General features: G+C 68.1%; 24 protein-coding genes. 16 read left to right on the top strand and 8 right to left on the bottom strand.

Annotated elements, in window-relative coordinates; translation table 11 throughout:
• Positions 1 to 50 precede the first annotated feature (50 nt).
• The 4 genes from AB0M15_RS35125 (at position 51) to rsgA (ending at position 3,855) form a co-directional block, all read left to right on the top strand.
• Positions 51 to 776 (top strand): DsbA family oxidoreductase, encoded by a 726-nt coding sequence (locus AB0M15_RS35125; RefSeq protein WP_363828557.1) that lies wholly within the window; start codon positions 51 to 53, stop codon positions 774 to 776.
• A gap of 90 nt (positions 777 to 866) precedes the next feature.
• Positions 867 to 1,457: a DoxX family protein gene (locus AB0M15_RS35120; RefSeq protein ID WP_363828553.1), complete on the top strand. Its 591-nt coding sequence runs from the start codon at positions 867 to 869 to the stop codon at positions 1,455 to 1,457.
• 134 nt (positions 1,458 to 1,591) lie between these two features.
• Positions 1,592 to 2,863, top strand: coding sequence for a 3-phosphoshikimate 1-carboxyvinyltransferase (gene aroA / locus AB0M15_RS35115; protein WP_363828550.1), 1,272 nt, complete (start codon positions 1,592 to 1,594; stop codon positions 2,861 to 2,863).
• Complete coding sequence (gene rsgA / locus AB0M15_RS35110; RefSeq protein ID WP_343964564.1) at positions 2,863 to 3,855, top strand: ribosome small subunit-dependent GTPase A; 993 nt, start codon at positions 2,863 to 2,865, stop codon at positions 3,853 to 3,855. Before aroA ends, rsgA begins: the two co-directional genes overlap by 1 nt.
• On the opposite strand, the gene AB0M15_RS35105 is transcribed toward rsgA, so the two are convergent.
• A complete protein-coding gene (locus AB0M15_RS35105; RefSeq protein WP_363828545.1) occupies positions 3,848 to 4,342 on the bottom strand; it encodes a DUF2231 domain-containing protein in 495 nt (164 codons plus the stop codon). The two genes, rsgA and AB0M15_RS35105, sit on opposite strands and share 8 nt — an antisense overlap.
• A 305-nt stretch (positions 4,343 to 4,647) precedes the next feature.
• Between AB0M15_RS35105 and hisN the strand changes: the two genes are divergently transcribed.
• Together hisN and AB0M15_RS35095 are read left to right on the top strand one after the other, a co-directional pair.
• Positions 4,648 to 5,427, top strand: a complete 780-nt coding sequence (gene hisN, locus AB0M15_RS35100; RefSeq protein ID WP_363828542.1) for a histidinol-phosphatase — start codon at positions 4,648 to 4,650, stop codon at positions 5,425 to 5,427.
• A 63-nt stretch (positions 5,428 to 5,490) separates the two neighbouring features.
• Positions 5,491 to 6,306 carry an SAM-dependent methyltransferase gene (locus tag AB0M15_RS35095; protein ID WP_363828539.1) on the top strand — a complete coding sequence of 272 codons (816 nt, stop codon included), beginning with the start codon at positions 5,491 to 5,493 and terminating at the stop codon, positions 6,304 to 6,306.
• A 12-nt stretch (positions 6,307 to 6,318) separates the two neighbouring features.
• On the opposite strand, the gene AB0M15_RS35090 is transcribed toward AB0M15_RS35095, so the two are convergent.
• The gene (locus AB0M15_RS35090) at positions 6,319 to 7,575 is read right to left on the bottom strand and encodes an MFS transporter (RefSeq protein ID WP_363828536.1); all 1,257 of its coding nucleotides are present in this window, start codon (positions 7,573 to 7,575) and stop codon (positions 6,319 to 6,321) included.
• An 84-nt stretch (positions 7,576 to 7,659) separates the two neighbouring features.
• Between AB0M15_RS35090 and AB0M15_RS35085 the strand changes: the two genes are divergently transcribed.
• Together AB0M15_RS35085 and AB0M15_RS35080 are read left to right on the top strand one after the other, a co-directional pair.
• Positions 7,660 to 8,085 (top strand): CBS domain-containing protein, encoded by a 426-nt coding sequence (locus AB0M15_RS35085; RefSeq protein WP_363828533.1) that lies wholly within the window; start codon positions 7,660 to 7,662, stop codon positions 8,083 to 8,085.
• Between the two features lie 50 nt (positions 8,086 to 8,135).
• A complete protein-coding gene (locus tag AB0M15_RS35080; protein ID WP_363828529.1) occupies positions 8,136 to 8,903 on the top strand; it encodes a DUF4190 domain-containing protein in 768 nt (255 codons plus the stop codon).
• Between the two features lie 65 nt (positions 8,904 to 8,968).
• Here the strand turns inward: AB0M15_RS35080 and AB0M15_RS35075 are convergent, their stop codons facing one another.
• The 3 genes from AB0M15_RS35075 to AB0M15_RS35065 form a co-directional block, all read right to left on the bottom strand.
• Positions 8,969 to 10,687, bottom strand: coding sequence for a S8 family serine peptidase (locus AB0M15_RS35075; RefSeq protein WP_363828526.1), 1,719 nt, complete (start codon positions 10,685 to 10,687; stop codon positions 8,969 to 8,971).
• Between the two features lie 156 nt (positions 10,688 to 10,843).
• Positions 10,844 to 12,196, bottom strand: coding sequence for a pitrilysin family protein (locus AB0M15_RS35070; protein ID WP_363828523.1), 1,353 nt, complete (start codon positions 12,194 to 12,196; stop codon positions 10,844 to 10,846).
• Positions 12,193 to 13,482 (bottom strand): pitrilysin family protein, encoded by a 1,290-nt coding sequence (locus tag AB0M15_RS35065; RefSeq protein ID WP_363828520.1) that lies wholly within the window; start codon positions 13,480 to 13,482, stop codon positions 12,193 to 12,195. Before AB0M15_RS35065 ends, AB0M15_RS35070 begins: the two co-directional genes overlap by 4 nt.
• 117 nt (positions 13,483 to 13,599) lie before the next feature.
• Here AB0M15_RS35065 and AB0M15_RS35060 point away from each other — a divergent pair, with 117 nt between their 5' ends.
• The 8 genes from AB0M15_RS35060 (at position 13,600) to AB0M15_RS35025 (ending at position 19,780) form a co-directional block, all read left to right on the top strand.
• Positions 13,600 to 14,115 (top strand): Pycsar system effector family protein, encoded by a 516-nt coding sequence (locus AB0M15_RS35060; protein WP_363828517.1) that lies wholly within the window; start codon positions 13,600 to 13,602, stop codon positions 14,113 to 14,115.
• A 12-nt stretch (positions 14,116 to 14,127) separates the two neighbouring features.
• Positions 14,128 to 15,129, top strand: a complete 1,002-nt coding sequence (locus tag AB0M15_RS35055; protein WP_363828514.1) for a hypothetical protein — start codon at positions 14,128 to 14,130, stop codon at positions 15,127 to 15,129.
• Positions 15,130 to 15,317: 188 nt separating this feature from the next.
• Positions 15,318 to 15,884 (top strand): hypothetical protein, encoded by a 567-nt coding sequence (locus AB0M15_RS35050; RefSeq protein ID WP_363828511.1) that lies wholly within the window; start codon positions 15,318 to 15,320, stop codon positions 15,882 to 15,884.
• Between the two features lies 1 nt (position 15,885).
• Positions 15,886 to 16,545: a thymidylate synthase gene (locus tag AB0M15_RS35045; protein WP_363828506.1), complete on the top strand. Its 660-nt coding sequence runs from the start codon at positions 15,886 to 15,888 to the stop codon at positions 16,543 to 16,545.
• Positions 16,490 to 17,335 carry a class I SAM-dependent methyltransferase gene (locus AB0M15_RS35040; protein WP_363828503.1) on the top strand — a complete coding sequence of 282 codons (846 nt, stop codon included), beginning with the start codon at positions 16,490 to 16,492 and terminating at the stop codon, positions 17,333 to 17,335. The genes AB0M15_RS35045 and AB0M15_RS35040 overlap by 56 nt, the downstream gene beginning before the upstream one ends.
• On the top strand, positions 17,308 to 18,324 hold the full coding sequence (locus AB0M15_RS35035; protein WP_363828498.1) for a carbohydrate kinase family protein: 1,017 nt from the start codon (positions 17,308 to 17,310) through the stop codon (positions 18,322 to 18,324). Before AB0M15_RS35040 ends, AB0M15_RS35035 begins: the two co-directional genes overlap by 28 nt.
• Positions 18,325 to 18,338: 14 nt before the next feature.
• Positions 18,339 to 18,968: a hypothetical protein gene (locus tag AB0M15_RS35030; protein ID WP_363828491.1), complete on the top strand. Its 630-nt coding sequence runs from the start codon at positions 18,339 to 18,341 to the stop codon at positions 18,966 to 18,968.
• A gap of 113 nt (positions 18,969 to 19,081) precedes the next feature.
• Positions 19,082 to 19,780: a hypothetical protein gene (locus AB0M15_RS35025; RefSeq protein WP_363828488.1), complete on the top strand. Its 699-nt coding sequence runs from the start codon at positions 19,082 to 19,084 to the stop codon at positions 19,778 to 19,780.
• A 55-nt stretch (positions 19,781 to 19,835) separates the two neighbouring features.
• Here AB0M15_RS35025 and AB0M15_RS35020 read toward each other — a convergent pair whose 3' ends face one another.
• The 3 genes from AB0M15_RS35020 to AB0M15_RS35010 are packed head-to-tail and all read right to left on the bottom strand — an operon-like array spanning position 19,836 to position 21,879.
• The gene (locus AB0M15_RS35020; RefSeq protein ID WP_363829129.1) at positions 19,836 to 20,246 is read right to left on the bottom strand and encodes a response regulator transcription factor; all 411 of its coding nucleotides are present in this window, start codon (positions 20,244 to 20,246) and stop codon (positions 19,836 to 19,838) included.
• A complete protein-coding gene (locus AB0M15_RS35015; RefSeq protein ID WP_363828485.1) occupies positions 20,246 to 20,482 on the bottom strand; it encodes a response regulator transcription factor in 237 nt (78 codons plus the stop codon). Before AB0M15_RS35015 ends, AB0M15_RS35020 begins: the two co-directional genes overlap by 1 nt.
• Positions 20,476 to 21,879 carry a sensor histidine kinase gene (locus tag AB0M15_RS35010; RefSeq protein WP_363828481.1) on the bottom strand — a complete coding sequence of 468 codons (1,404 nt, stop codon included), beginning with the start codon at positions 21,877 to 21,879 and terminating at the stop codon, positions 20,476 to 20,478. The genes AB0M15_RS35015 and AB0M15_RS35010 overlap by 7 nt, the downstream gene beginning before the upstream one ends.
• Positions 21,880 to 21,953: the final 74 nt, after the last annotated feature.

Here is a 21,953-nt window from a genome sequence, read left to right as displayed (position 1 = left end):
GCTGCGCGTTCTTGGGAATACACAGGCAGTACTGACTGTTTTTCATCTTCATGCGCATAGATATCTGGTCCGACGTCGTCTGCCCGTTCTGCTACATCGGGAAACGGCACCTGGAAGAGGCGCTGACCGCCTCCGGCGAGCCGGCCGAGGTCGTCTGGCACAGCTTCCAGCTGGACCCGTCGTCGACCAACGACGACCCGCGCGACCTGGCCCTGCGGCTCGGCGAGAAGTACGGCCGGGGCCGCGAGTGGGGCGAGCAGGCCAACGCGCATGTGACCAAGAGCGCCGCCGCGGTCGGCCTGGACTTCCACCTCGAGGACGCGAAGTCGGCGAACACCCTCGACGCCCACCGTGTCCTGCACCTCGCGCTCGAGCTCGCCGAGGCCGGCGACGTACCGGCTGACACGCAGAGCCGGCTCAAGGAGCGCTACCTCAAGGGCTACTTCACCGACGGCCTGCCGATGGGCGACCACGCGACGCTGACCAGGCTCGCGGTCGAGGTCGGCCTCCCCGAGGACCAGGTGACCGAGGTCCTTACCGGTACGGCGTACGCCGATGACGTCGCGGCCGACCAGGCCCAGGCGCTCGCGTACGGCGCGAACGGCGTCCCCTTCTTCGTGATCGACCAGAAGTACGGCGTCAGCGGCGCCCAGCCGGTCGAGGTGTTCACCGAAGCGATCCGGCGCGCCGCCGCGGACCGTCCGGCGGTGACCCTGATCACCACGCCCGGCACCACCGACGACGCCGCCTGCGGCCCCGACGGCTGCGCGATCTAGCCCGGACCGCGGATCCGGATTCAAACTGGGTACAAGACACACGGGCACCTGGTGCCCCACCGGGATTGTCGGACCAGGTAAGAAGGAGCCATGACTGTCGTGCGTGCACTGGCCAGGCCGTTGCTGTCCGCCATCTTCGTCGTCCAGGGTGCGCAGGCACTCCGGAACCCCGAGCCGCACGTCGCGAAGGCTCAGCCGGTCGCCGACCGGTTCGTTCCGCTGATCCAGAAGGTGGCGCCGCCGCAGGTCGGCGACCGGATCCCGGAGAGCACCGCGAACCTGGTCCGGCTCAACGGCGCCGCCCAGGTGATCGGCGGGCTCGCGCTCGCGTCCGGCAAGGGCCGCCGCCTCGGCGCGGTACTCCTGGCCGGCTCGCTGATCCCGACGACCCTCGCCGGGCACTCGTTCTGGCAGGAGACCGACAAGGCCGCGAAGTCGGCTCAGAAGATCCAGTTCATGAAGAACCTGGGCATCATGGGCGGCCTGCTGCTCGCGGCCGTCGACACCGAGGGCAAGCCCGGCGTCGCCTGGCGCGCCACGCACGGCGCCAAGGCGGCCAAGCGCGAGACGAAGCGCGGCGCCAAGCTGGCGAAGCGGGAGGCGAAGCAGTTCGCCCGCACCGCCCGCCGCGAGGCCAAGCTAGCTGCCCACGCTGCCAAGGCAGAACTCCCCTTCGGCTGACGCCGAGGCTCACTCTGAGCGCAGGTTCGGGGCGGTGACCCGCCTCGAACCTGACTTCGTACGGTTCCACCGCGCACGACCGGCAGGCCCGACCGATAGGCTCGGGGCGGAATCTTCGGAGAGCTGGGAGTGAGATGGCAGCGCAGCAGGGGTGGCCGGCACCTTCCGCGACGGTGGCGGTCCGCGGGCGGGTGACCGTGCCCGGGTCGAAGTCGATCAGCAACCGGGCACTCGTGCTCGCCGCGATCGCCGACGGCCCGTCGACGCTGTCCGGGCTGCTGGTGGCGCGCGACACCAACCTGATGCGCCAGGCCCTGGTCTCCCTCGGCGTCGGCATCACCGAGCAGGACGGCCTGGTCACGGTCTCCCCCGGCTCCCTCAAGGGCCCGGCGAGCGTCGACTGCGGCCTGGCCGGCACGGTCATGCGCTTCGTACCGCCGGTCGCCGCGCTGGCTGACGGCGAGATCGCGTTCGACGGCGATCCGTACGCCCGCGAGCGCCCGATGAACGTCATCCTCGGCGCGCTGCGCGCTCTCGGCGTACAGATCGAGGACCACGGCACCGGCCGGATGCCGTACTCCGTGAGCGGCACCGGCTCCGTCCGGGGCGGCCAGGTCACCCTCGACGCCTCCGGATCGAGCCAGTTCGTCTCGGCCCTGCTGCTGGCCGGCGCCCGGTACGACGAGGGCGTCGACATCATCCACGACGGCAAACCCGTCCCGTCGCAGCCGCACCTCGACATGTCCGTCGCGATGCTGCGCGAGCGCGGCGTCCAGGTCGACGACAGCCAGCCCAACCGCTGGATCGTTGCCCCCGGCCCCATTCGCGCGCTCGACAGCGCGATCGAGCCGGACCTGTCCAACGCGGCGCCGTTCCTGGCCGCCGCCATCGTCACCGGCGGCGAGGTGACCGTGACCGGCTGGCCGGCCGAGACCACCCAGCCCGGCGGCCAACTGCCCGACATCTTCACCCGCTTCGGCGCCGAGGTCACGCTGACCGACGGCGACCTGACCGTCCGCGGCACCGGCCGGATCGAAGGCCTGGATCTCGACCTGAGCGAGGTCGGCGAGCTGACGCCGGTACTGCTGGCGATCGCCGCGTTCGCCGACGGACCGTCGTACCTGCGTGGGATCGCCCATCTCCGCGGGCACGAGACCGACCGGCTGGCCGCGCTGGAGACCGAGTTCAACGCGCTCGGTGGCGACGTCACCCAGACCCCCGACGGCCTGGAGATCCGCCCGAAACCCTTGCACAGCGGGCTTTTCGGCACCTACCACGATCACCGGATGGCGCACGCCGCCGCCGTACTCGGCCTGGTCGTGCCCGGTCTGGAGATCGAGAACATCGCGACGACCGCGAAAACCCTGCCGGAATTCCCTGAGCTCTGGTCGGCGCTGGTGAGCTGATGTCGAAGTACGACGAGGAAGCCAAGTACGACCGGCCCAAGCGCCACACCCGGCCACGCACCAAGGACCGGCCGACCTACGACAACGCCGTCATCGGCTTCGTGATCACCCGCGACCGCGGCCGCTACACCTGCTGGGTCGGCGAGTCGGATCGCGTCGTCACGGCGATGAAGGCCAGGCAGCTCGGCCGCAAGGGCGTGATCGTCGGCGACCTGGTCAAGCTCGACGGCGACTCCAGCGGTGACAAGGACACGCTGGCCCGGATCGTCGAGGTGCTCCCCCGCAAGACCCTGCTGCGCCGGTCCGCCGATGACGACGACCCGGTCGAGCGGCCGCTGGTCGCCAACGCGGACCAGCTTGTCATCGTCGTCGCGGTCGCCAACCCGGAACCGCGGACCAGGCTGATCGACCGCTTCCTCGTCGCGGCGTACGACGCCGGCATGCGCCCGCTGCTGTGCCTGACCAAGACCGATCTCGCCGACCCCGGACCGCTGCTCTCGATCTACCGGCCGCTGGGCGTCGAGTCCGTCGCCACGCAGATCGACGGCGATCTCACCGAACTGCGCGAGCAGCTCCACGACCGGACGAGCATGATGGTCGGCCACTCGGGCGTCGGCAAGTCGACGCTGGTCAACGCGTTGGTGCCTGGTACGAACCGCGCGATCGGCGTCGTCAACGACAACACCGGTCGCGGCCGGCACACGTCGACCAGCGCGTTGCTGCTCCGGCTGCCCGAGGGTGGCTGGATCGTCGACACCCCGGGGATCCGGTCGTTCGGGCTGGCGCATGTGCAGCCGGACCAGCTGATCAACGCGTTCCCCGACCTGGCCGAGGAGACGCATGACTGCCCCCGCGGCTGCACGCACTCCGAGACCGAGCCCAACTGCGCCCTCGACGAAGCAGTCGCCGCCGGCCGGGTCGACGCGGAAAGAGTCGCCTCCTTCCGCCGCCTCCTCGCCAGCCGCGAAGGCCGCGACCTGGAAACTACTTAGGCGGCAGTTGCCCGTCCCAGACCGCCTTCGCGCCGGCGTCACCGGTGCGAATCGTCTGGATGATCACGATCACGCCGATCACCACGATCGCCGCGCTGGTGACCAGCTCCAGCGGGCGGCTCTTGGTTGCCTTGGCACCCTTTCCGCTCGCCAGCGCCGACGGCCCGGTGAGCAGCAGGAAGGCGGCCACCGCGACCAGCGCGAAGACCAGCACGAACCAGAACAGCAGATTGCCCCGCTCGCGGTGGACCTTGACCAGCGGCTCCAGCTGCGGAATCGCGGCGACGAAGGCCTCGCCACTCTTCTTCGCCACGAATGCGCACACCAGCGCCCCGACCCCGAGCACCAAGGTCGGCCAGCGGAGCAGCCAGCGCCACTTCGGCACCACCGCGTAGACGATCGCCGTGAGCGCGGCGACCGGCAGCACCAGCACCGTCAGGTGGATCACCAGCACGTGCAGCGGCAGATCCCCGAAGCGCTCGAACATGACGCCTCCAGCTAGTCGATGTGTTCAGACACAGTGTCGGGCGTGCGATGTGGCTTGAGCGATAACGGTGCCCAGGTGCGTGCATCGCGGTGCTGGCCTGGGCGCCGTTAGCGCCAAGCCACATCGCACGCCCGACACTAGCTGCACGTTCAACAAGCCCGAACGGTTCAACCCACGCCGAGACGAAGTTGCGACCTCGGACACCCAGCGGCGACCTGGGACATGTTATTTCATGTCCCAGGTCGCCGGTTGGTGTTCAAGGTGCCCACTTCTGGCTGGACAGGGGGCAGGCTAGCCTTCCGGTCATGCCCTCGCACACCGACGACTTGCGGCTCGCCCACATCCTGGCCGACGACGCCGACTCCACCACGATGGACCGCTACAAGGCGCTCGACCTGCACGTCGCCACCAAGCCGGACCTGACCCCGGTGAGCGACGCCGACCGCAAGGTCGAGGACGTGATGCGCAAGACGCTGGCCCGGGCCCGGCCGCGGGACGCGTTCGTCGGCGAGGAGGACGGCACCACCGGCTGGGGCATCCGCCGCTGGGTGGTCGACCCGATCGACGGCACCAAGAACTACATCCGCGGCGTACCGGTCTGGGCCACCCTGATCAGCCTGATGATCGAGGACCAGGTCGTCGTCGGCGTCGTCTCCGCACCGGCGCTCGGCCGGCGCTGGTGGGCGTCGTACGGCGACGGCGCGTGGACCGGCCGCGCGCTGATGTCCGCCCAGCCGTGCCGGGTCAGTGACGTCTCGACCGTCGAGGACGCGTCGCTGTCCTACTCCTCGCTGAAGGGCTGGGAGAAGCTCGGCAAGAAGGACCAGTTCGCGGACCTGATGGAGTCGTCCTGGCGGACCCGCGCGTACGGCGACTTCTGGTCGTACATGCTGGTCGCCGAAGGCGCTGTCGACGTCGCCGCCGAGCCCGAGCTCAACCTGTACGACATGGCGGCGCTGTCCATCATCGTCGACGAGGCCGGCGGCAAGTTCACCTCCGCCGACGGCACCCCCGGCCCGAACGGTCCCAACGCGGTGGCGACCAACGGCCGGCTGCACGAAGAGATCCTGCGCCGTCTCGCCTAGCGACCTCGGGGATCGCCTAAAGTAGGCGAGGTCGAACCAGTCGTAGCGGAAGGACATCTCGCGATGGGCGAAGCAGGTAGAGAAGGCGTCGTGATTCCGGGTGTCGACACGACCAAGCCGAGCATCGCGCGGACCTACGACTACCTGCTCGGCGGCAAGGACAACTTCGCCGTCGACCGGGCGCTCGGGGACAAGTTCATCCATGGCCTGCCGGGTTCGCAGGCGATCGCCTTCGACAACCGCGGCGCGCTGATCCGGGCCGTTCGCGAGATCGTCCGGACCAGCAAAGTGCGGCAGTTCATCGACCTGGGCAGTGGCCTGCCGACGGCCGACAACGTGCACCAGGTCGCCCAGCGGCACGCGCCGGAGACCAAGGTCGTCTACGTCGACAACGACCCGGTGGTGCTCGCGCACGGCCGCGCGCTGCTCGCCGAGAACGAGAACACCGCCGTCTTCCAGGCCGACCTGCGCGACCCCAAGTCGATCTACGACAGCCCGGAGACACGTGCCCTGATCGACTTCGACAAGCCCGTCGCGATCATCCTGAGCGCGGTGCTGCACCACCTGAACGACGACGAGGACCCGGCCGGCGTCGTCCGGTTCTGGTACGACCGGGTGCCGGCCGGCAGCTACTTCTTCATCAGCCACTTCCGCAGCGAGAACGACCCGCGCAGCGCCGAGATGCAGCAACTGCTGCAGGGCTCGCTCGGCCGCGGCCGCTGGCGCACCGACGACGAGATCCTGGCGCTGTTCGGCGAGGGCCTGACCGTGCTCGAGCCGGGCATCGTGCCGTCGGTCGAGTGGCGGCCGGAGAAGCCGGTCGACGACCTCAGCGACTGGTCCCGGCTGATCGCCGCCGCCCTCGCCGTGAAGTCCTGAGTCGCTGACGACCTACGTCGCGTCCTGAACCTTCCCGGGAGCAGGCAGCTGATCCTGCACGGTCCGGTGGCGTTGCAACCGCCAGACCGACGGCACCAGCAGCGTCGCCGCGCAGATCACCAGGTGCAGGCCGGCGCCGTACAGCTCGACGAGTTTGACGCTGGTGACGGCGGCGACGTACCCGACCATGAGCTGACCGATCGGCCCGGCGACGAACGAGCCGAGCATGTCGTACGACGCGACCCGGGACAGCTTGTCGAGCGGGATGTGCTGGCCGAGCGCGGTCTCCCAGCCGATCCCGAACATCTCGAACCCGATCCCGACCACGAACGCCACCCCAGCGATGACCAGCGTGTACGGCGCGAGCGCCAGGCACAGGTACATCGGGATCATCACCAGCATGCCGAACATGCCGATCCGGACCGGGTACTTCGGCTTGACCCGGATCATCACGATGCCCCCGGCAATCAATCCCGCCCCGAAGCACGCGCTCACCGCACCCCAGCCGACCCGGCCGAAGGTGTCGTCGGCGATCACCGGCCCGAGCGTCGAGTAGCACGCGGTGAAGATCATGTTCAGCACCATGAAGGCCACCACAACCGTCCAGACCCACTGTCTGGACGCGAACTCGGTCCAGCCGACCCGCAGATCGTGCAGTACCGACGTGGCAGCCCGCTCGATCGGTGGCAGCCGCAGCCTGGACATCAGGAAGGCGCCAAGGCAGAACGTCACCGCGTCGACGGCCAGCCCGACCCCGGGACTGGTCAGACCGACGATCACGCCGGCCACCGCGCTGCCGCCGATCAACGCGGTCGAGCGGGCGAACCCGGAGACCGCGTTCGCCTGCGGCAGCTCCACGCTGTCCACGATCGACGGCAGGATGCCGGTCATCGCGGGCATCACGAAGGCCGAGGCGATCCCGTTCACCGCCTCGATCGCGGCCAACTGCCAGATCTGAGCGTGCCCGGACAGGACGAGCACCGCCGCGAGCGCCTGGGTCAGGGCGCTGACCGAGTTCGCGACGATGATCACCAGCTTGCGCGGCAGCCGGTCGGAGATGACGCCGCCGAGCAGCAGGAAGACCACGTTCGGGATGCTCCGGGCAGCCAGCACCAGGCCGACCGCGCTGGCCGCGTCCGAGACGTCCAGGACCGCGAAGACGAGCGCGATCGGGGCGATCGAGGAGCCCAGCATCGAGATGAAGCGGGCGCCGACGAAGAACCGGACGTCTCGATGCCGTAGTACGGCCAGGTCCTCACGCCAGGTCACTGGCTGTATTGTGCCAGACCTGCCGCTCACTGGTTCTATTCGCTACCTTTGGGTATTGGGCTCACTCCATCACCAGGAGGCTCCGTGAAGATCAACGACGTACTGCGCGGTAAAGGCAACCAGGTCGTCACCATCTCCCCAGAAGCCACCGTCACCGAACTCCTCGCGCTGCTGGCCGAGCACAACGTCGGCGCGCTGGTGGTCAGCGCCGATGGCAGCTCGGTGACCGGCATCGTCTCCGAACGCGACGTCGTCCGGCTGCTACACCGCACACCTGACGCGGGCGACGTCCGGGTGAGCGCGATCATGACCGAGCAGGTGCACACCTGCGGGCCGGACGACCTGGTCGACAACCTGATGCGGCTGATGACAGATCGCCGGATCCGGCACGTCCCGGTGGTCACCGACGGCGCGCTGAGCGGGATCGTCAGCATCGGCGACGTGGTGAAGACCCGGATCGGCGAGTTGGAGTTCGAACGCGAGCAACTTTCCAACTACATCTCGGGCTAGCAGGGCGGCACCTCCTCAGTTTTGCTCCTGGCCGGGCTTACATTCCGTCCATGGACCCGACACCACCCCCACCCAACCCCGAGCAGCCGCAGTCAGGCGGAAACCCGCCGGGGCCGTACCAGGCCGCGGCGGGTGGTCCGCCGCCGCCGGGTGGTGGCTACCCGCCTCCGCCCGGTGGCTATCCGCCGCCACCAGGCGAGTACTCGGGCTACCAGCCTTACACCGGGCGGAACGACCTGCCCGCGCCCGGTTCCGGCGGGACGAACACCCCGGCGATCATCGGATTCATCCTCAGCATCTTCGGCATCGTGCTGATCAGCATCGTCCTGTGCATCGTCGCGCTCTCCCAGATCCCGAAGCGCGGGCAGCGCGGCAAGGGGCTGGCGATCGCCGGACTGGTGATCAGCGGCCTCTGGGTCGTCCTCGGTGGCCTCCTCGTCATCGGCCTGATCGCCAGTTACAGCGAGCCCGACCGGGACGCCTCCGGGCAGGTGACCACGACGGTGAAGACCAAGCCGGACAAGCTCAAGGTCGGCGACTGCATCACCGGGATCGAGGAAGGTACGGTCCGCGACATCAAGGTCCAGCCGTGCGACCAGCCCAACGGCGGCAAGGTGTTCGCCGTCTTCGAGTTGCCGGCCGGTGAGTGGCCCGGCCTGGCCGCCGTCCAGGCTGCTGCCGAGAAGGGCTGCACGGACCGTTTCAAAGCGCTCAAGCAGACGCCGGACAAGCCGTCCGACGTCTTCTTCCTGCACCCGATCGAGAACGGCTGGACCCTCGGCGACCGCACCGCCACCTGCCTGCTGGTCCCCGAGTAACCGAGTAGCAGAACGAACCTCGGGCCCGGCACACAACCGTGTGCCGGGCCCGAGGTCTTGTCGACTCAGTACCTGGTCACCGCCGCGTAGGCGTCGACGATGCCGTTGCCGTAGAAGCCGTTGAACGTCCGCGGCCCCTCACAGAGCGCGTCGAACTCGGTCGACCGCCCCTCGTTCACGTACGTCTGCAGGCGAGGCGTCGGGCAGGCCCGCCGCTGCGCGCTGTCCAGCAGGATCTTGCGCGCCTTGTCCGGAGCCAGCCCGAACGAGTTGTGCGATCCCTTCTTGCCGTACTCGCTGACGATCAGCGCGACGACACCCGTGACGTGCGGGGACGCCATCGAGGTGCCCTGCAGCCAGTTGTAGTAACCACACTTCGTGTAGTCCGTGACCCCGGCCGGGCACTGCTTCTGTACTCCGCCGGCCACACCGGCCGCGGTGATCTCGCCCGCCGCGTCGACGAGCGGAGTGGCCGCGTTCTGCAGGACGTTGACCGGGTAGGTCGACAGGATGAGGTTCTCGTTCGTCCGGTACTGCGGCGTACCGAAGTAGTCGCGGAACCAGCCACCCGGCGCCGAGACGTCGGTCTGCTCGAGTCCGTAGTTGGAGTAGTCCGCCTTCTTGGCCGACGGGCCGAGCGCGGAGACGCCGATCATGTGCGGGCCTTCGACCGGCAGGTCGACGCAGGTCGCGTTGTCGATCGGCCGCGGGTACGGCGCGACGTCGCCGAAGTCCGGGCTGGAGATGTCGGTCCGCGGCTTGCCGAGGTCCTCGTGGTTGTTGCCGAGCGACCCGACCAGCGAGACGCCCTTGTTGTGCGCGTAGTTCAGGGCCCGGTTCATCGCGGCGATGGTGGCGCGCTGCTCGGCCTGCGCCTCCGGGGTATCGGCCGGGTTGGCGGTGCAGTTGTAGAGCCACGGGTCGACGTAGAACGACATGTTGACGACGTCCAGGCCGACGTCACCGGCGTACGTGAGCGCGTCCAGCACCGGGCCGAGGAAGACGAAGCCGCTGTCCTGGCCGCCGCGGATCTCGACCAGCGACACGTTCGGCGCGACACCGGAGACACCGATGCCGTTGAGCGCGGCGCCGATCGTACCGGCGACGTGGGTGCCGTGACCGCTGTCGTCCCAGCCGACCGGGTCGACGCAGCCGCGGAACTCACACGGGCCGTCGATCTCGGGCAGGTCGGTGGCGAAGTTGCGGGACAGGTTCCAGTCGAAGTTCGGCGCGATGTCCGGGTTGCGGGCGTCGATGCCGGAGTCGAGCACACCGACCTTGACCGCCTTCTTGCCCGGGTGCTTCTCGTGCGCCAGGTCCGCGCGGATCATCCGCAGGCCCCAGAGCTGGGCGTCGAGCGGGTCGGCGGTCTTGTTCTTGGCCGCCTGCCTGGCCGTCGTGCTCTTGCCCTTGGCAACGGCGTTCAGGTGCTCCTGCTCGACCGTGCTCGGCCTTGCCTGCGGCAACTGCCCGATCGGACGGCTGCGGGCAGCGCCGTCGATGCCGGCCACCCCGGTCACCCTGGTGACGAACCCGGACGCGGCGGCCAGCACCGTCATCGTGCCGAGGTTCGTGTTCTCCTTGACCACCGAGCCTCCGGCCGCCTGAACCGCGGCCAGCGCCTGGGCGTGGTCGGCCCCGGCCTGCAGCAACACCGTGTACTCCGTGGTGCCACCGGCAACCGCCGTCGTACCGGCGCCGGCGGTGACCGGAACTGCCAGCGCGCCGGCCACCAGCGCGATGGCGCCAGTGGCCGCACACAACGATCTACGGACGTCTCTCACGAGCGGATCCCCTCCCTGAAGTGAGTCTGACCCGCACACGCTAAAGCCGCGCGCGCGGGTCCACCAGGGTTCGGCGGGTGACCGACGTTGTCAGGTTGCAAGCAAACGCATGACCGGATCGGTCCGGTTAGTTGGCTGATGCAACCAAACCGCGGGTCAGCTCAGTTCGGTGATGTCGCCGATGCCCAGCCCGGCGAGCTGGCCACGGACCTCCTTGGCCTCCCCCACGACGACGACCAGCAGGCCGTTGGCGCCGACGTACCGGCGGTAGGCCTCGGTTGCCGTCTCGGCGGTGGTCGCGGCGATCTGGGCCAGGTAGGTGTCGGCGAAGTCGAGCGGCACCCCGGCGGCGATGTTGCTGCCGACCTGCTGCGCGATCGAGTCGGCCTGCTCGTAGCGCAGCGGCGCAGTACGGATCAGGCTGTCCTGCGCGTCCTGCACCTCCTGCGCGGTCAATCCATCACGTGCGTCGAGCAGGATCTTCAGCGCGTCACCGATCGCCGCACCCGTCACCTCGGTGCGGACAGCGCCGCCCAGGCTGAAGGTGCCGCCCTTGCGCGGCGCGGTGAAGCTGGTCCGGGTGCCGTACGTGTAGCCCTTCTCCTCGCGCAGCACGGTGTCCACGCGGGAGGTGATCGTGCCGCCGACGACATGGTTGGCGACCGCGGCCGCGCCCCAGATGTCCTCGCGGCGATCGGGACCGGGGCAACCGATCAGCAGCTGGCTCTGCACGGAGCCGGGCCGGTCCACGAGCACCAGCTTGTTCCCGGCGATGTAGAGGGGCTCGGGCGTCTCCATCGCAGTACCGGCGTCCGAGCTCCAGTCACCGAACGCATCGTCGATGATCGCGGCAACGTCGACCCCGGTCGCGTCGCCCGCGAACAGGATCTCGGCCCGCGCCGGACCGATGTTGGCGTGGTAGAACTCGGCCACCTGGACGTTCGTCAGCGGCCGGATGGTGTCCGGCGTACCGGCTGTCGGGCGGGACCTGCGCGACGACGGGTCGAACAGGTTGGCGGCGAATGCCTCCCGGGCGCGGTAGCCCGCGTTGGCCCGCTCCTGGTTGATCTCACCGAGCCGGATCGTCACATGCCGGCCGACGTCGGCCTGGTTGAAGGCGGGCCGGGTGACGGCCTCGGCGAGCAGCTTGACGGCCGGGGCGAGCTGCGAGGTCGGGACCGAGATCTCGACGTGCAGCGCGTCGGAGCTGACGTCCACCCCGTACGCCGCGCCGTGCCGCTCCAGAGCCGCCGCGAACTCGTTGGCCGACTTCAGCTCGGTGCCCTCGTCCAGCGTGCGCGACATGATCGTGGCGACGCCCTCAAGCTCGCGTGGCTCGACGGCCAGCGGCATGGCGACGGTGACGCGCACAGTGGCGACGTACTGGCCGGGGCGGTCGAACACGTGGACCGGGGTGCCGGAGCGGGTCGTAGTACTGGTCGCCAGCGGGAAGCGCCACGGGCGCGGCGGTGCGACTGCCGGCGGTGTGGTCAAGGCCTGGCTGTTCATTCCTGCTCCCCTGCTGCGTCTGTCTGTCGTCGGTAGGTCACCTGAGCGCGGGAACTGGCGCGGATCCACTTGCTCGCCGCCGCCTGCACCTGATCTGCCGTCACCGCGCGGAGCTCGTCGATCCGGGTGTTGATCCGGTTCGGGTCGCCGAACAGCAGGGCGTGGTGCGAGATCTCGTCCGCGCGACCGCCACAGGTGGCGAGCTGCTCGAGCCAGTCCCGCTCGGCCTGCGCCTGCACGGTCGCCAGCTCGTCCTCGGTGATGCCGTCCTTGGCGAGCTTCTCGACCTCCTCGACGAGCGCGTCCTCGACCTGCTGCAGGTCGATGCCCTCGGAGGCGATCCCGGTCAGCGTGCCGAACGAGACGCCACCGATCAGCGGCAGGGCACCACCAGAGACTGATTGGGCGATCTGCTCGTCGCGAACCAGACGCCGGTTGAGGCGGCCACTCTGCCCACCGGCCAGTACGTCGAGCGCCAACGCGGCGGCGTCGAGCTCCGGCGTACCGTCGACCGGGAGCCGGAACATCATCGTGATCAGGTCCGACGGGACGTCGTCGACCACGTCGTCACGGAACACGCCGTCGAGCGGGCCGACGGTGCCGTCCGGTGCGGGCGGCGGCGTCGGGATGGCCGGCAGGTGCCCGAAGTACCGCTTGGCCGCGTCGAACGCGTCCTCCTCGGAGACGTCGCCGACGATGGTCAGGACGGCGTTGTTGGGGCCGTAGTACTTGCGGAAGAACGCGTGCACGTCCTCGACCGCGGCCGCGTCCAGGTCGGCCATCGAGCCGATCGTCATGTGCGCGTACGGATGGTCCGCCGGGAAGAGCAGCCGGACGAGCCGCTCGTACGAGTCGCCGTACGGCCGGTTGTCGTAGCTCTGCCGCTTCTCCTCCTTCACCACGTCGCGCTGGTTGTCGAGGTTCTCCTGGTTGACCGCGTCGAGCAGGTAGCCCATCCGGTCCGCCTCGAGCCAGAGCGCGAGGTCGAGCCCGCCGCTGGGCAGCGACTCGAAGTAGTTCGTCCGGTCGAAGAAGGTACTCGCGTTCAGGCTCGCCCCGACACTCTCCAGCAGCGAGAAGTGCTGCCCCGACTCGACGTTGCGCGACCCCTGGAACATCAAGTGCTCGAACAAGTGCGCGAACCCGGTCAGCCCCGGCGGCTCGTGCCGCGACCCCACGTCGTACCAGAGGTTCACCGACACGATCGGCACGTTCCGGTCAGAACTGACAACAACCCGCAGACCGTTGTCCAACGTCTGCTCAGCAAGCGGATAGTTCAGCGGCATGCTGCCCACCCTACGTGCTGGCACACGCTGCTCCCGCGCTGCCCATTTCGACGTTCCGACACCACATCGGCTTCACTCGCCGCGCCGAACGCGGCGATATCCCTAAAGATTGTTGGTATGACCGCTACCCCGGCTCAGCAGCCTGCCGCCCCGGCAAGCGCCGCTGGGCTGAGGCCGGATCGCGACGTTCTCGAGACAGCCTGGCGGTTGCACGCACTGACTGCGGCTGAAATCACCAAGTCGGACACCAAGGCCGGTTTCGCGTCAGCAATCGAACTGGGTGGATTGCTGGCACTCGGTGACGGGGTTGCTGGACCTCGTGGACCCCTGGTTTGGATCAGCGGTGGTTGCCTGCTGGCTGCAGTACTGCTCGCCTGCCTGGTGGTTCTGCCATCGCTCGGGTCTCGACGAGCCGATCTCGCGGAGGAGAGGGGCTGGTACTACTTCCGGGCGTTGCGCGGAATGTCAGGCACTGAGATTGCAGAACGACTCCGTCAGGCCGACGACCTGGACCAGGTCTGCCGGCAACTGGCCGCGCTCAGTGCCATCGCGCACCGGAAATCGCTCCTGCTCCGGGCATCCCTCCTACTTGCGATCGCCGGTCTGGCTCTAGCAGCTCTGGCCACGGTCTGATGAGGATCACTGTTGAACAACGCGCTCTGGGAACCCCGCCATCATGCGATCCTGACGATCGACATCGAAGGATTCGGATCGCCGACCAGGACCGACCCCATCCGGGCCGGCCTCCGTCGAACCCTGGATGACCTCATCCGGACCGGGCTGGAGCGAATGCCGTACTCGGATCCGGTGGCGGCCGAGGGGGACACCGGCGACGGCAAATGGATCCTGCTGCGCTCGGACATACCCAAAACCTCGCTCCTGCAGGACTTCGTGCCATCCCTGGAAACCGGTCTGCGCCACCACAACCGGAGCGCCAGTACAGCGGCAGCCCTGCGTCTGAGGGTCGGCATTCACCACGGCGAGGTGACCGTCGACGACCAGGGATATTCCGGTGAGCAACTCAACCTGGCCTTCCGGATCATCGACAACGACGTCATCCGCGACGCGCTCAAGACGACCCGAAACGACTCGGTGGTGGCCGTCTCCGACGACTTCTTCCAGAAGATCGTCAAGCCGGGATACGGATCGCTCGATCCGGACGATTTCGCACCGGTGATGATCAACGTCAAAGAGACCAGCACGGTCGTCTGGGTCAATTCACCGGTCGACATCTCCAACCCTGCCCGGCCCGCGCCCACCGCTGTTCCCGCCACCGCGACCCGCGACACCGAGCCACAGGTCATCACCCTCCACGATCTGCCGCCGAGCACCCTGTATGTGGCAATCACCGACATCCACAACGCGGCGCTGTACCGCCGGCGCTTTCCGGAGGCGCCGATCGAGCAACATCTCGAGGCGGCGCTGCTACTGGCCGACAAGGCCGTCGTGCATTGCGCCGACCCACACCGGTCCAGCCAGGTGGCGAGCACCTTGGTGGAGCTCCTGCCGTGCACGACCGCCGGCGATCTGCTCTACCTGCTCGGCGAGAACGCCCAGAACCCGCGCACACATTTCCGTGGCTATATCGACTTCAAAATCCATCAGTACGGAAAATCGGATCTGGGACAGCGCGATGTGGTTCGCTGACCCATGTCGACAGCGATGCGATCGAACGCTCGGAAGCTCTACTCGGAGCCAGTCCCTACGCACTCATCCGAGGCTTCTCCGGTGCGGACGGTTTCATCCGGGCGGTCAAGCGCGACCTGCAGCCGACCGAGCGAATCACCATCCGCGAGCACTTCGCGGCCAGTGTCATCAGCCAGCTGGGCCTGACGTTGCGGCAACTGCTCGATCTGTCCTACCAGGGTTCGGACGGAGGCCTCAGCCGGGTGGTGGCCGACTCCGGCACCGTCGGCAAGATCCAGGCCGATGTCAACCGGCTCGCCAACCACAACTCGTTCTCGCGGCAGATCCTGATGGAGGCAATTCGCGGCGGAGCCGGGATCGAGGACACCGACCCTGTCTATGAGGCCTTCGAGGAACGGATCAGTCTGTTGCACCTGGCCGGCACGATCGGCGGCCTGCCGCACATGGAGGTCACGAATCGCCGGGACCGGTTGAGCGTCTACTACTACGGCCATCTGCTCGACCATCTCAGTGCGCTGTCCGAGGTCCCGCACCCTGATCGCTTCGGCGCCGACCTGGTGATGGAGTTGCGCTCGTTGCCGATCTGGCGATTCTTCGCCACCCATCACATCAGGCTGGTGAGTCACCTCATTCATCAGATGCGCGACGAGCCGTCGACCGGTGACCCGGTCAGCGGGTTCGTCTGGTCCCGGCGGATCCCCGACTTCGACGGCATCCGCACTGTCGTGCGGCGGCACTGGGAATCGGCGGCCTAGCGTGCTCGCGGACAGCCCGGCGGTTTCGGCCAGCCTCGGCACCTTCGACCGTTTCGCCGATGCCTGGCGGATGTGCGTCCGCCACGTGATGGCCGAGGGCCACGTCGTGACCGACGACGGCAGACCACTGAAAGAGGTGCTCAACGTTTCTCTTTCAGCGTGGAACTGCAGACCGGACGAGTTCGTGGCCGCGGGCGCAGATCCGGACCGCATCACTTTGATGGTCGAGAAGTACGAATCACTTTCCGTACTGCCGATGTACACGGTGAGCTACGGTAAGCTTTTTCGCGAGCACGCTGGTGTCGACCAACTCCAGTGGCTGGTACGACGGCTGAAACTCCGACCGGAGGCGAAGTCGGCGACGATCGGCTTCCATACTCCGGGAGACGAGGTCCTGAGTTGCATCTCGCTGGTGGACTGCAAACTACGCGATGGCCGACTGCATCTCACGGCAGTATTCCGGAGCCAGAACATCTTCGCGAGCCAGCCAGGAAATGCTTGCGCACTGCGCCGGATTCAGACCCTTATCGCCGACGAGCTGGGTGTCCTGCCGGGCGCATTGACGCTGCACGTCATGTCTGCACACATCTACGAAGGAGACTGGGATGCCGCATATAGCGTCGCCTCGTCAGGATCAATCGACGGCGGCGGCGATGAGTAGCCGACGTGGCCGGCCCCGCCGGGTCGAGGCTCGAGACAGCGAGCAGCTGGCCGCGGAATGGGACAAGGTCGCAGCAGACCGGGATCAACTGATCTCCGAGGGCCGCGACCTGAGTTACAGCTACATTCTGCTGCCCGCGTTGCTCCGGCTCAGCGCCGACTGGCTTGTTCCGAAAACGCGGATACTCGATGTGGGATGCGGGACCGGCAAGTTCGCCTCCGAACTCGCCACCAATCATCCGGACAGCGAGATCGTCGGCGTCGATCCCAGTGCACTCAGCGTCGACATCGCCTGCAGCAAGCGGCCGGCCAGAACGAATCTGGACTTCCGCCGGGCGACGGTCGAATCGTTCGTCGAGCAGACTCCCCCACAGTCTTTCGACCTCGTTGTTGCGAACATGCTTTTTCAGAACGTGAGTTCGCTGCCCGATGTACTCGCCTCCTGCCTGAAGGCGCTTTCTCCGGATGGGGCCCTCGTCTTCGCTGTCCCCCACCCGTGCTTCTGGCCGCGGTACTGGAAGTACGAGAAGGCAGCCTGGTTCCAGTACGACCGGGAGATTTGGATCGAAGCGCCGTTCCGTACCTCACTGTCTCCGGAGAACGGATTGACCACGACGCATATCCATCGACCACTCGAGCGCTATTTCAGTGCGTTCGCAGCCGCCGGACTGATGGTGGAGGAACTGGTCGAGCCTTATCCCGACGAAGGCATCGAGGGTGAGTACCCGATCGCCTGGGAGTTCCCCCGCTTCTTACTGGGGCGTTGTCGCCCAATGGGCACCCGGCTTTAGGGAAGAGCGAGGTGCGCCCGTCGATTGCGGTCCTCGGCGATGTGGCAGTCGACCTGACCCTGGACGTTCCTACCTTCCCGCGGGTCGGCGGTGACGCCTTCGCGAGTTCGCAGCGGATGGGAGTCGGCGGATGCGGGACGAATGCCGCTATCACCCTTGGCCGGATCGGCGCACGGCCGACATTGACGGCCAACGTCGGCGATGACGACTGGGGCAGGTCCGCGGTGGCCTCGCTGGTGGACGAGGGCGTCGACGTCTCAGCAATCTCCTACGATCCGGACACTCCCACGCATCTCACCTTGATCATCGTCTCCGGTGATGGTGAGCGAACGATGATCGGTCACCGCGGATCGAGCGCGCGGGTAGGCCCGTGGCAACCGCTTGACCGAGCGATCGCCGGATCACACGCCCTGTTGGTATCCGGATATGCCCTGTTCGGCGAAGAACGGGCTGCCCAGGCAATCAAAGCCATCCATCGGTCGGCGCTGCTCGGCATTCCGGTGATTCTCGACCTGCCGACAGACCTACCCACGGGGATCCAGGATCTGGCCTCCGGATTGCTGAGTGAGGTCCGTGTCCTCGTCGTCGGCGGCCGGGAGATCAGTGACTTGACCGGCATTCCGAACCCATCGGCGGCAGCGGAGTCTTTGGCCACCGCTACTCTCACGGTGATCGCAACGCTAGGCGCAGAAGGCGCCATTGCCATCGGCCCCGAGGGCCAGGTCCGGACGACCGGCCACCAGGTCCGTGTGCTCGACACAACGGGTTCGGGAGACGCGTTCGTCGCGGCCTTCACTGCGAGCTGGCTCGAAGGGCTTGCGCTTGCCGACGCCGTGGCGCTGGCGAACGCGTTCGGCGCCGCCGCAGCTCTCAAGAACGGCGCCGGTACAGCCATGCCCACCCCGCACGATGTCCTTCGCCTCATCGATGCCACGGAGCCACCGTCGAGCGAGGCCGCGCGATGGCTCCAAGGGGTCTGTCGCACCTGAGTATCGTTGCCGGAATGCGGATCCTGTTCGTCGGTAACAGCTTCACGGCGCGTAACAACCTGCCTGGCCTGATCGCCAGTCTGGCCGCTGCGCGCGGCATCGCCATCGAGCACAAACTCATCTCCGCCGGCGGCGCGTCCCTGCGCCAGCACCTCAATGCAGGCAAAGCCCTGACGGAACTTGCCACCGGCAACTACGACACGGTCGTCCTCCAGGAGCAGAGCACCCTCCCGGTGAAGAACCCCACCCGCATGCACGAGAACATCCGCGACTTCCATACCGCGATCACCGAGGTCGGCGCCCGAACCGCCCTCTACATGACCTGGTCCCGCAAGAACCAGCCGCAGGCCCCGTTCACCACGGCCTACGCCACCATCGCAGCCGAACTCAAAGCCACCCTCGTCCCGGCCGGCCTGATCTGGGAGCACTTCCAGGCAGCCCACCCAACGCCGTCCCTGCACGATGCCGACGACTCCCACCCCGCCCTCGCCGGCAGCTACCTCACCGCCTGCGTGTTCCTGATCTCCCTTCTCCAGGAAGACCCGACCGGCATCGACATCGCGGTAAAGGGCCTCCCCGGACAGACGGCCGCCGTTCTGCGCCGCTCTGCCTGGACCATAAGCGAACTCATCGCCGGTGTTTAGGTATTTGAACGCTCAAATGAACCTCGGGCCCTAGGCCGACCCCCCCTCCACTACTTAGCGTTACGGCACTGGGTGCACGCGGAGGGGTGTGCACCGCAGCCTTGGGGGGCCAAATGTCCGAGCGTGTCTTCTTCACCCGGCACGCGCTGCTGGCGGCGGGAATGACGATCGGGGCCGCTCTGCTGCTTGCCGGGATCGTGCACGCCGACCGCGGCAAGCAAGCGGGGGTCGGGCCCGGCCTGACACCGGTCGCCGGCAAGTTGCCGGTCGCTGCCGATCTGCCGATCGTGGCAGGCATGCCTGCGGACGCGGATGGTGACGAGGGTTCGTCGCTGGCCACGCACGGATCGTTCACCAACGGCCCCGGCACCAGCAGGCTGAAGGTCACCCTGTCGAGCGGAGCGGGAACGGTGACGGACAACGGGGACGGCACCTGGTCCTGGTCCTACACCAGCGGCGACGACGCGTCCGGCATCGTCGTGGTCAAGGCGACGGACGGCAAGCATGCGGCCGCGATCGAGGCGTTCGGCTGGACGGCCGCCAACGTCGCGCCCACTCTGGGCCACCTACGCGGTACCCGGCGCAGCGGCAACACGGTCTCCGTGAACGCGCCGTACAGCGATCCGGGAACGACTGACACGCACACAGCCTTCGTCCGGTGGGGTGACGGCAGCACGACGCTCGCCCGATCCGCGACCGGTGCGGTGACCGGAAGCCACGACTACGCCTCGACCGGCCCGCACCGGATCGCCATCAGTGTCGTCGATGACGACGACGGCAGGGTCTCGGCGCAGTTCGAGCTGCGCCAATAGACGTTCGTGAGGGCGGCCAGGAGGGGGGAGAAAGGGGGGAGGCGGCAGTCCGCCCTCACGACGGATCGTCGTCGCTCAGTAGGTCGATCGCGGCCTGCCGGTCCTTGACCCGGAGCTTGCGGAGTACCGAAGAGATGTGCACCCGCACGGTGGTCGGCGACAGGAACAGCCGCCGCGCCACCTCGTCGGTGCTCAGCCCATCGGACAGCAGTTCCATCACCTCCCACTCGCGGGAGGTGAGCCGGGCCGCCACCTTCGGCCGGCGACCGAACCGAGGACGGCCGGGAGTGCGGAACTCGTTCAGGATGCGGGCCACCAGTGACCGCGGGATCGCCGCCTCGCCGGACAGCACTCCACGGAGGGCGGCAGGCAGCCGTACCGGGTCGGTGTCCTTGAGCAGATAGCCTGACGCGCCGGCCCGGAGCGAGTCGAACAGGTCGGAGTCGTCGCGGGAGACGGTGAGCATCACGATCGCCACCTCGGGCAGCAACCGGCTGATGCCCGGATGCCGTTGCCCGGCATGTGCACGTCCAGCAGCACTATGTCCGGCGCGTGCTCCTGCGCCAGCCGCACTGCCTCCGGCCCGCTCGCAGCCTCGCCGCAGACCTCGAAACCGCCGGTCTCCAATGCCGTGCGGATCTGGTTACGCAGCTGCGGGTGGTCGTCGGCGATCACCACCCGGCGCTGTTCGGAACTCACCATCTGACCTGCACCGTCGTCCCCCTGCCCGGCTCGGACTCGATCCGGAACACCCCCGGCAGAGCCTCCGCACGTTCCCGCATACTGATCAGCCCGAACCCTGTGGTCCGCCGACCGGGCTCGAACCCGGTACCGTCGTCAGCCACCTCCAGCAGCCGCCCCTCGTCATCCCGCCCGAGCCGGACGCGGATCCGCTCCGCCTGGCCATGCCGTACGGCGTTCAGGACGGCCTCCCGAGCCACCCGGACCAGGGCATGCCGCTGCTCGGTATCGGCAGCGATCGACACGTCCAACTCCAGGGCCAGCGCAACGCCGTACCGCTCGGCGATCTGCTCGAGCGCGCGTTCCAGCGCATCGGCGAGAGGCTCGTCACCGGCCCGGCCCAACGCGACCAGCAGCTGTCTGGCCTCGTCCAACGCCCGGTCGCTCGAAGCGACGATCCGGCCGACGCGCGCCTCGTCCACCGAGACGAAAGCGGCCAGCTCGGAGCGGATGTAGCCCAGCTCCTGCAGTGCGCCGTCGTGCATCTCGCGGGCCACTCGCCGCCGGTCCTCGGCCACGGCTGCCTCGGCCTGCGCTCCCCAGTAGCGGCTGATCTCCCGGCCGGCACCGACCAGCAGCAGGAAGTAGCAGCCGGTCCGGAGTACGTCGCCGCTGTAGACCCAGTCCGGCCCGCTCGCCGGGAAGATCAGGTAGTTCGCTCGGGCCAGTGCACCCAGCGCGCAGGCTGGTCCGAGCCACCGCAGCAGTACATCGTCCCGCTTGCGCGCCTCGACCGTGAAGACCACCGCCGCCGCGGCGAAGGCGACCAGCGAGACGACCTGGGTGATCAGGAGAGCCGGGTGACCATGACTGCTGATCGGGGGACGGAGCCCGCCCTCACCCTGCTCCGACCCGGGCAGGTTGTCGCGCTGCCACAGCTGTACGAGAGCGATGACCAGCACCATGCCGAGGAGTGGCGCAGCCAGCCATCGTCGCCAGGCCGATCGCATCGAGCGTCGCGGAAGCAGCGCGGCCGCGGCGATCAGCAGCGCGCCCAGCACCCGAAGCGGAGGGGGCAGCCACAACCCCAGCAGAGCCACCCATTCCGTCTGGGCCAAGGTCAGCGCCAAGCAAGCGTTTGCAATGCCCAGCAAGGCGAATCCCTGCAGCAGAAACAAGTCCTGCCGACTCCGGCTGCGCCGGAACCGGCCGTAGACGAGGTAGGAGACGAGCACCGCCACACAGGCGTCGACCGTCTCCAGAACCAGGTGCGACGCAGGGCTCCGGTACTCCCAGGCGCGTTGCCCAGCCGCGAACAATGCGACCGTGATCACTATGCCGACCACGGCGATCAGCGTGGTCACAGCAGACGTGCGACCCCCGGCCCTCGGCCGCGCCCTCGCCACGGCATTGCTCATGGTTACCGACCGTACGCCCTCGGCGCTGGTCCCTGCACCTCCACGACCCGCCGGGCCGTGGAGGTGCAGGGTCG

It is taken from the genome of Kribbella sp. NPDC051718 (assembly GCF_040681515.1).
Taxonomy (GTDB): Bacteria; Actinomycetota; Actinomycetes; order Propionibacteriales; family Kribbellaceae; genus Kribbella.
The sequence above is the reverse complement of the archived record's forward strand: the minus strand, read 5'-3'. Positions and strand labels throughout refer to the sequence as shown.

Bases quoted from the DNA above. Each gene is read 5' to 3' on its own strand.
- AB0M15_RS35125 (WP_363828557.1), top strand. From the start codon at position 51: ATGCGCATAGATATCTGGTCCGACGTCGTCTGCCCGTTCTGCTACATC.
- AB0M15_RS35120 (WP_363828553.1), top strand. From the start codon at position 867: ATGACTGTCGTGCGTGCACTGGCCAGGCCGTTGCTGTCCGCCATCTTC.
- aroA (WP_363828550.1), top strand. From the start codon at position 1,592: ATGGCAGCGCAGCAGGGGTGGCCGGCACCTTCCGCGACGGTGGCGGTC.
- rsgA (WP_343964564.1), top strand. From the start codon at position 2,863: ATGTCGAAGTACGACGAGGAAGCCAAGTACGACCGGCCCAAGCGCCAC.
- AB0M15_RS35105 (WP_363828545.1), bottom strand. From the start codon at position 4,342: ATGTTCGAGCGCTTCGGGGATCTGCCGCTGCACGTGCTGGTGATCCAC.
- hisN (WP_363828542.1), top strand. From the start codon at position 4,648: ATGCCCTCGCACACCGACGACTTGCGGCTCGCCCACATCCTGGCCGAC.
- AB0M15_RS35095 (WP_363828539.1), top strand. From the start codon at position 5,491: ATGGGCGAAGCAGGTAGAGAAGGCGTCGTGATTCCGGGTGTCGACACG.
- AB0M15_RS35080 (WP_363828529.1), top strand. From the start codon at position 8,136: ATGGACCCGACACCACCCCCACCCAACCCCGAGCAGCCGCAGTCAGGC.
- AB0M15_RS35070 (WP_363828523.1), bottom strand. From the start codon at position 12,196: ATGAACAGCCAGGCCTTGACCACACCGCCGGCAGTCGCACCGCCGCGC.
- AB0M15_RS35065 (WP_363828520.1), bottom strand. From the start codon at position 13,482: ATGCCGCTGAACTATCCGCTTGCTGAGCAGACGTTGGACAACGGTCTG.
- AB0M15_RS35060 (WP_363828517.1), top strand. From the start codon at position 13,600: ATGACCGCTACCCCGGCTCAGCAGCCTGCCGCCCCGGCAAGCGCCGCT.
- AB0M15_RS35040 (WP_363828503.1), top strand. From the start codon at position 16,490: ATGCCGCATATAGCGTCGCCTCGTCAGGATCAATCGACGGCGGCGGCG.
- AB0M15_RS35030 (WP_363828491.1), top strand. From the start codon at position 18,339: ATGCGGATCCTGTTCGTCGGTAACAGCTTCACGGCGCGTAACAACCTG.
- AB0M15_RS35025 (WP_363828488.1), top strand. From the start codon at position 19,082: ATGTCCGAGCGTGTCTTCTTCACCCGGCACGCGCTGCTGGCGGCGGGA.
- AB0M15_RS35020 (WP_363829129.1), bottom strand. From the start codon at position 20,246: ATGCTCACCGTCTCCCGCGACGACTCCGACCTGTTCGACTCGCTCCGG.
- AB0M15_RS35015 (WP_363828485.1), bottom strand. From the start codon at position 20,482: ATGGTGAGTTCCGAACAGCGCCGGGTGGTGATCGCCGACGACCACCCG.
- AB0M15_RS35010 (WP_363828481.1), bottom strand. From the start codon at position 21,879: ATGAGCAATGCCGTGGCGAGGGCGCGGCCGAGGGCCGGGGGTCGCACG.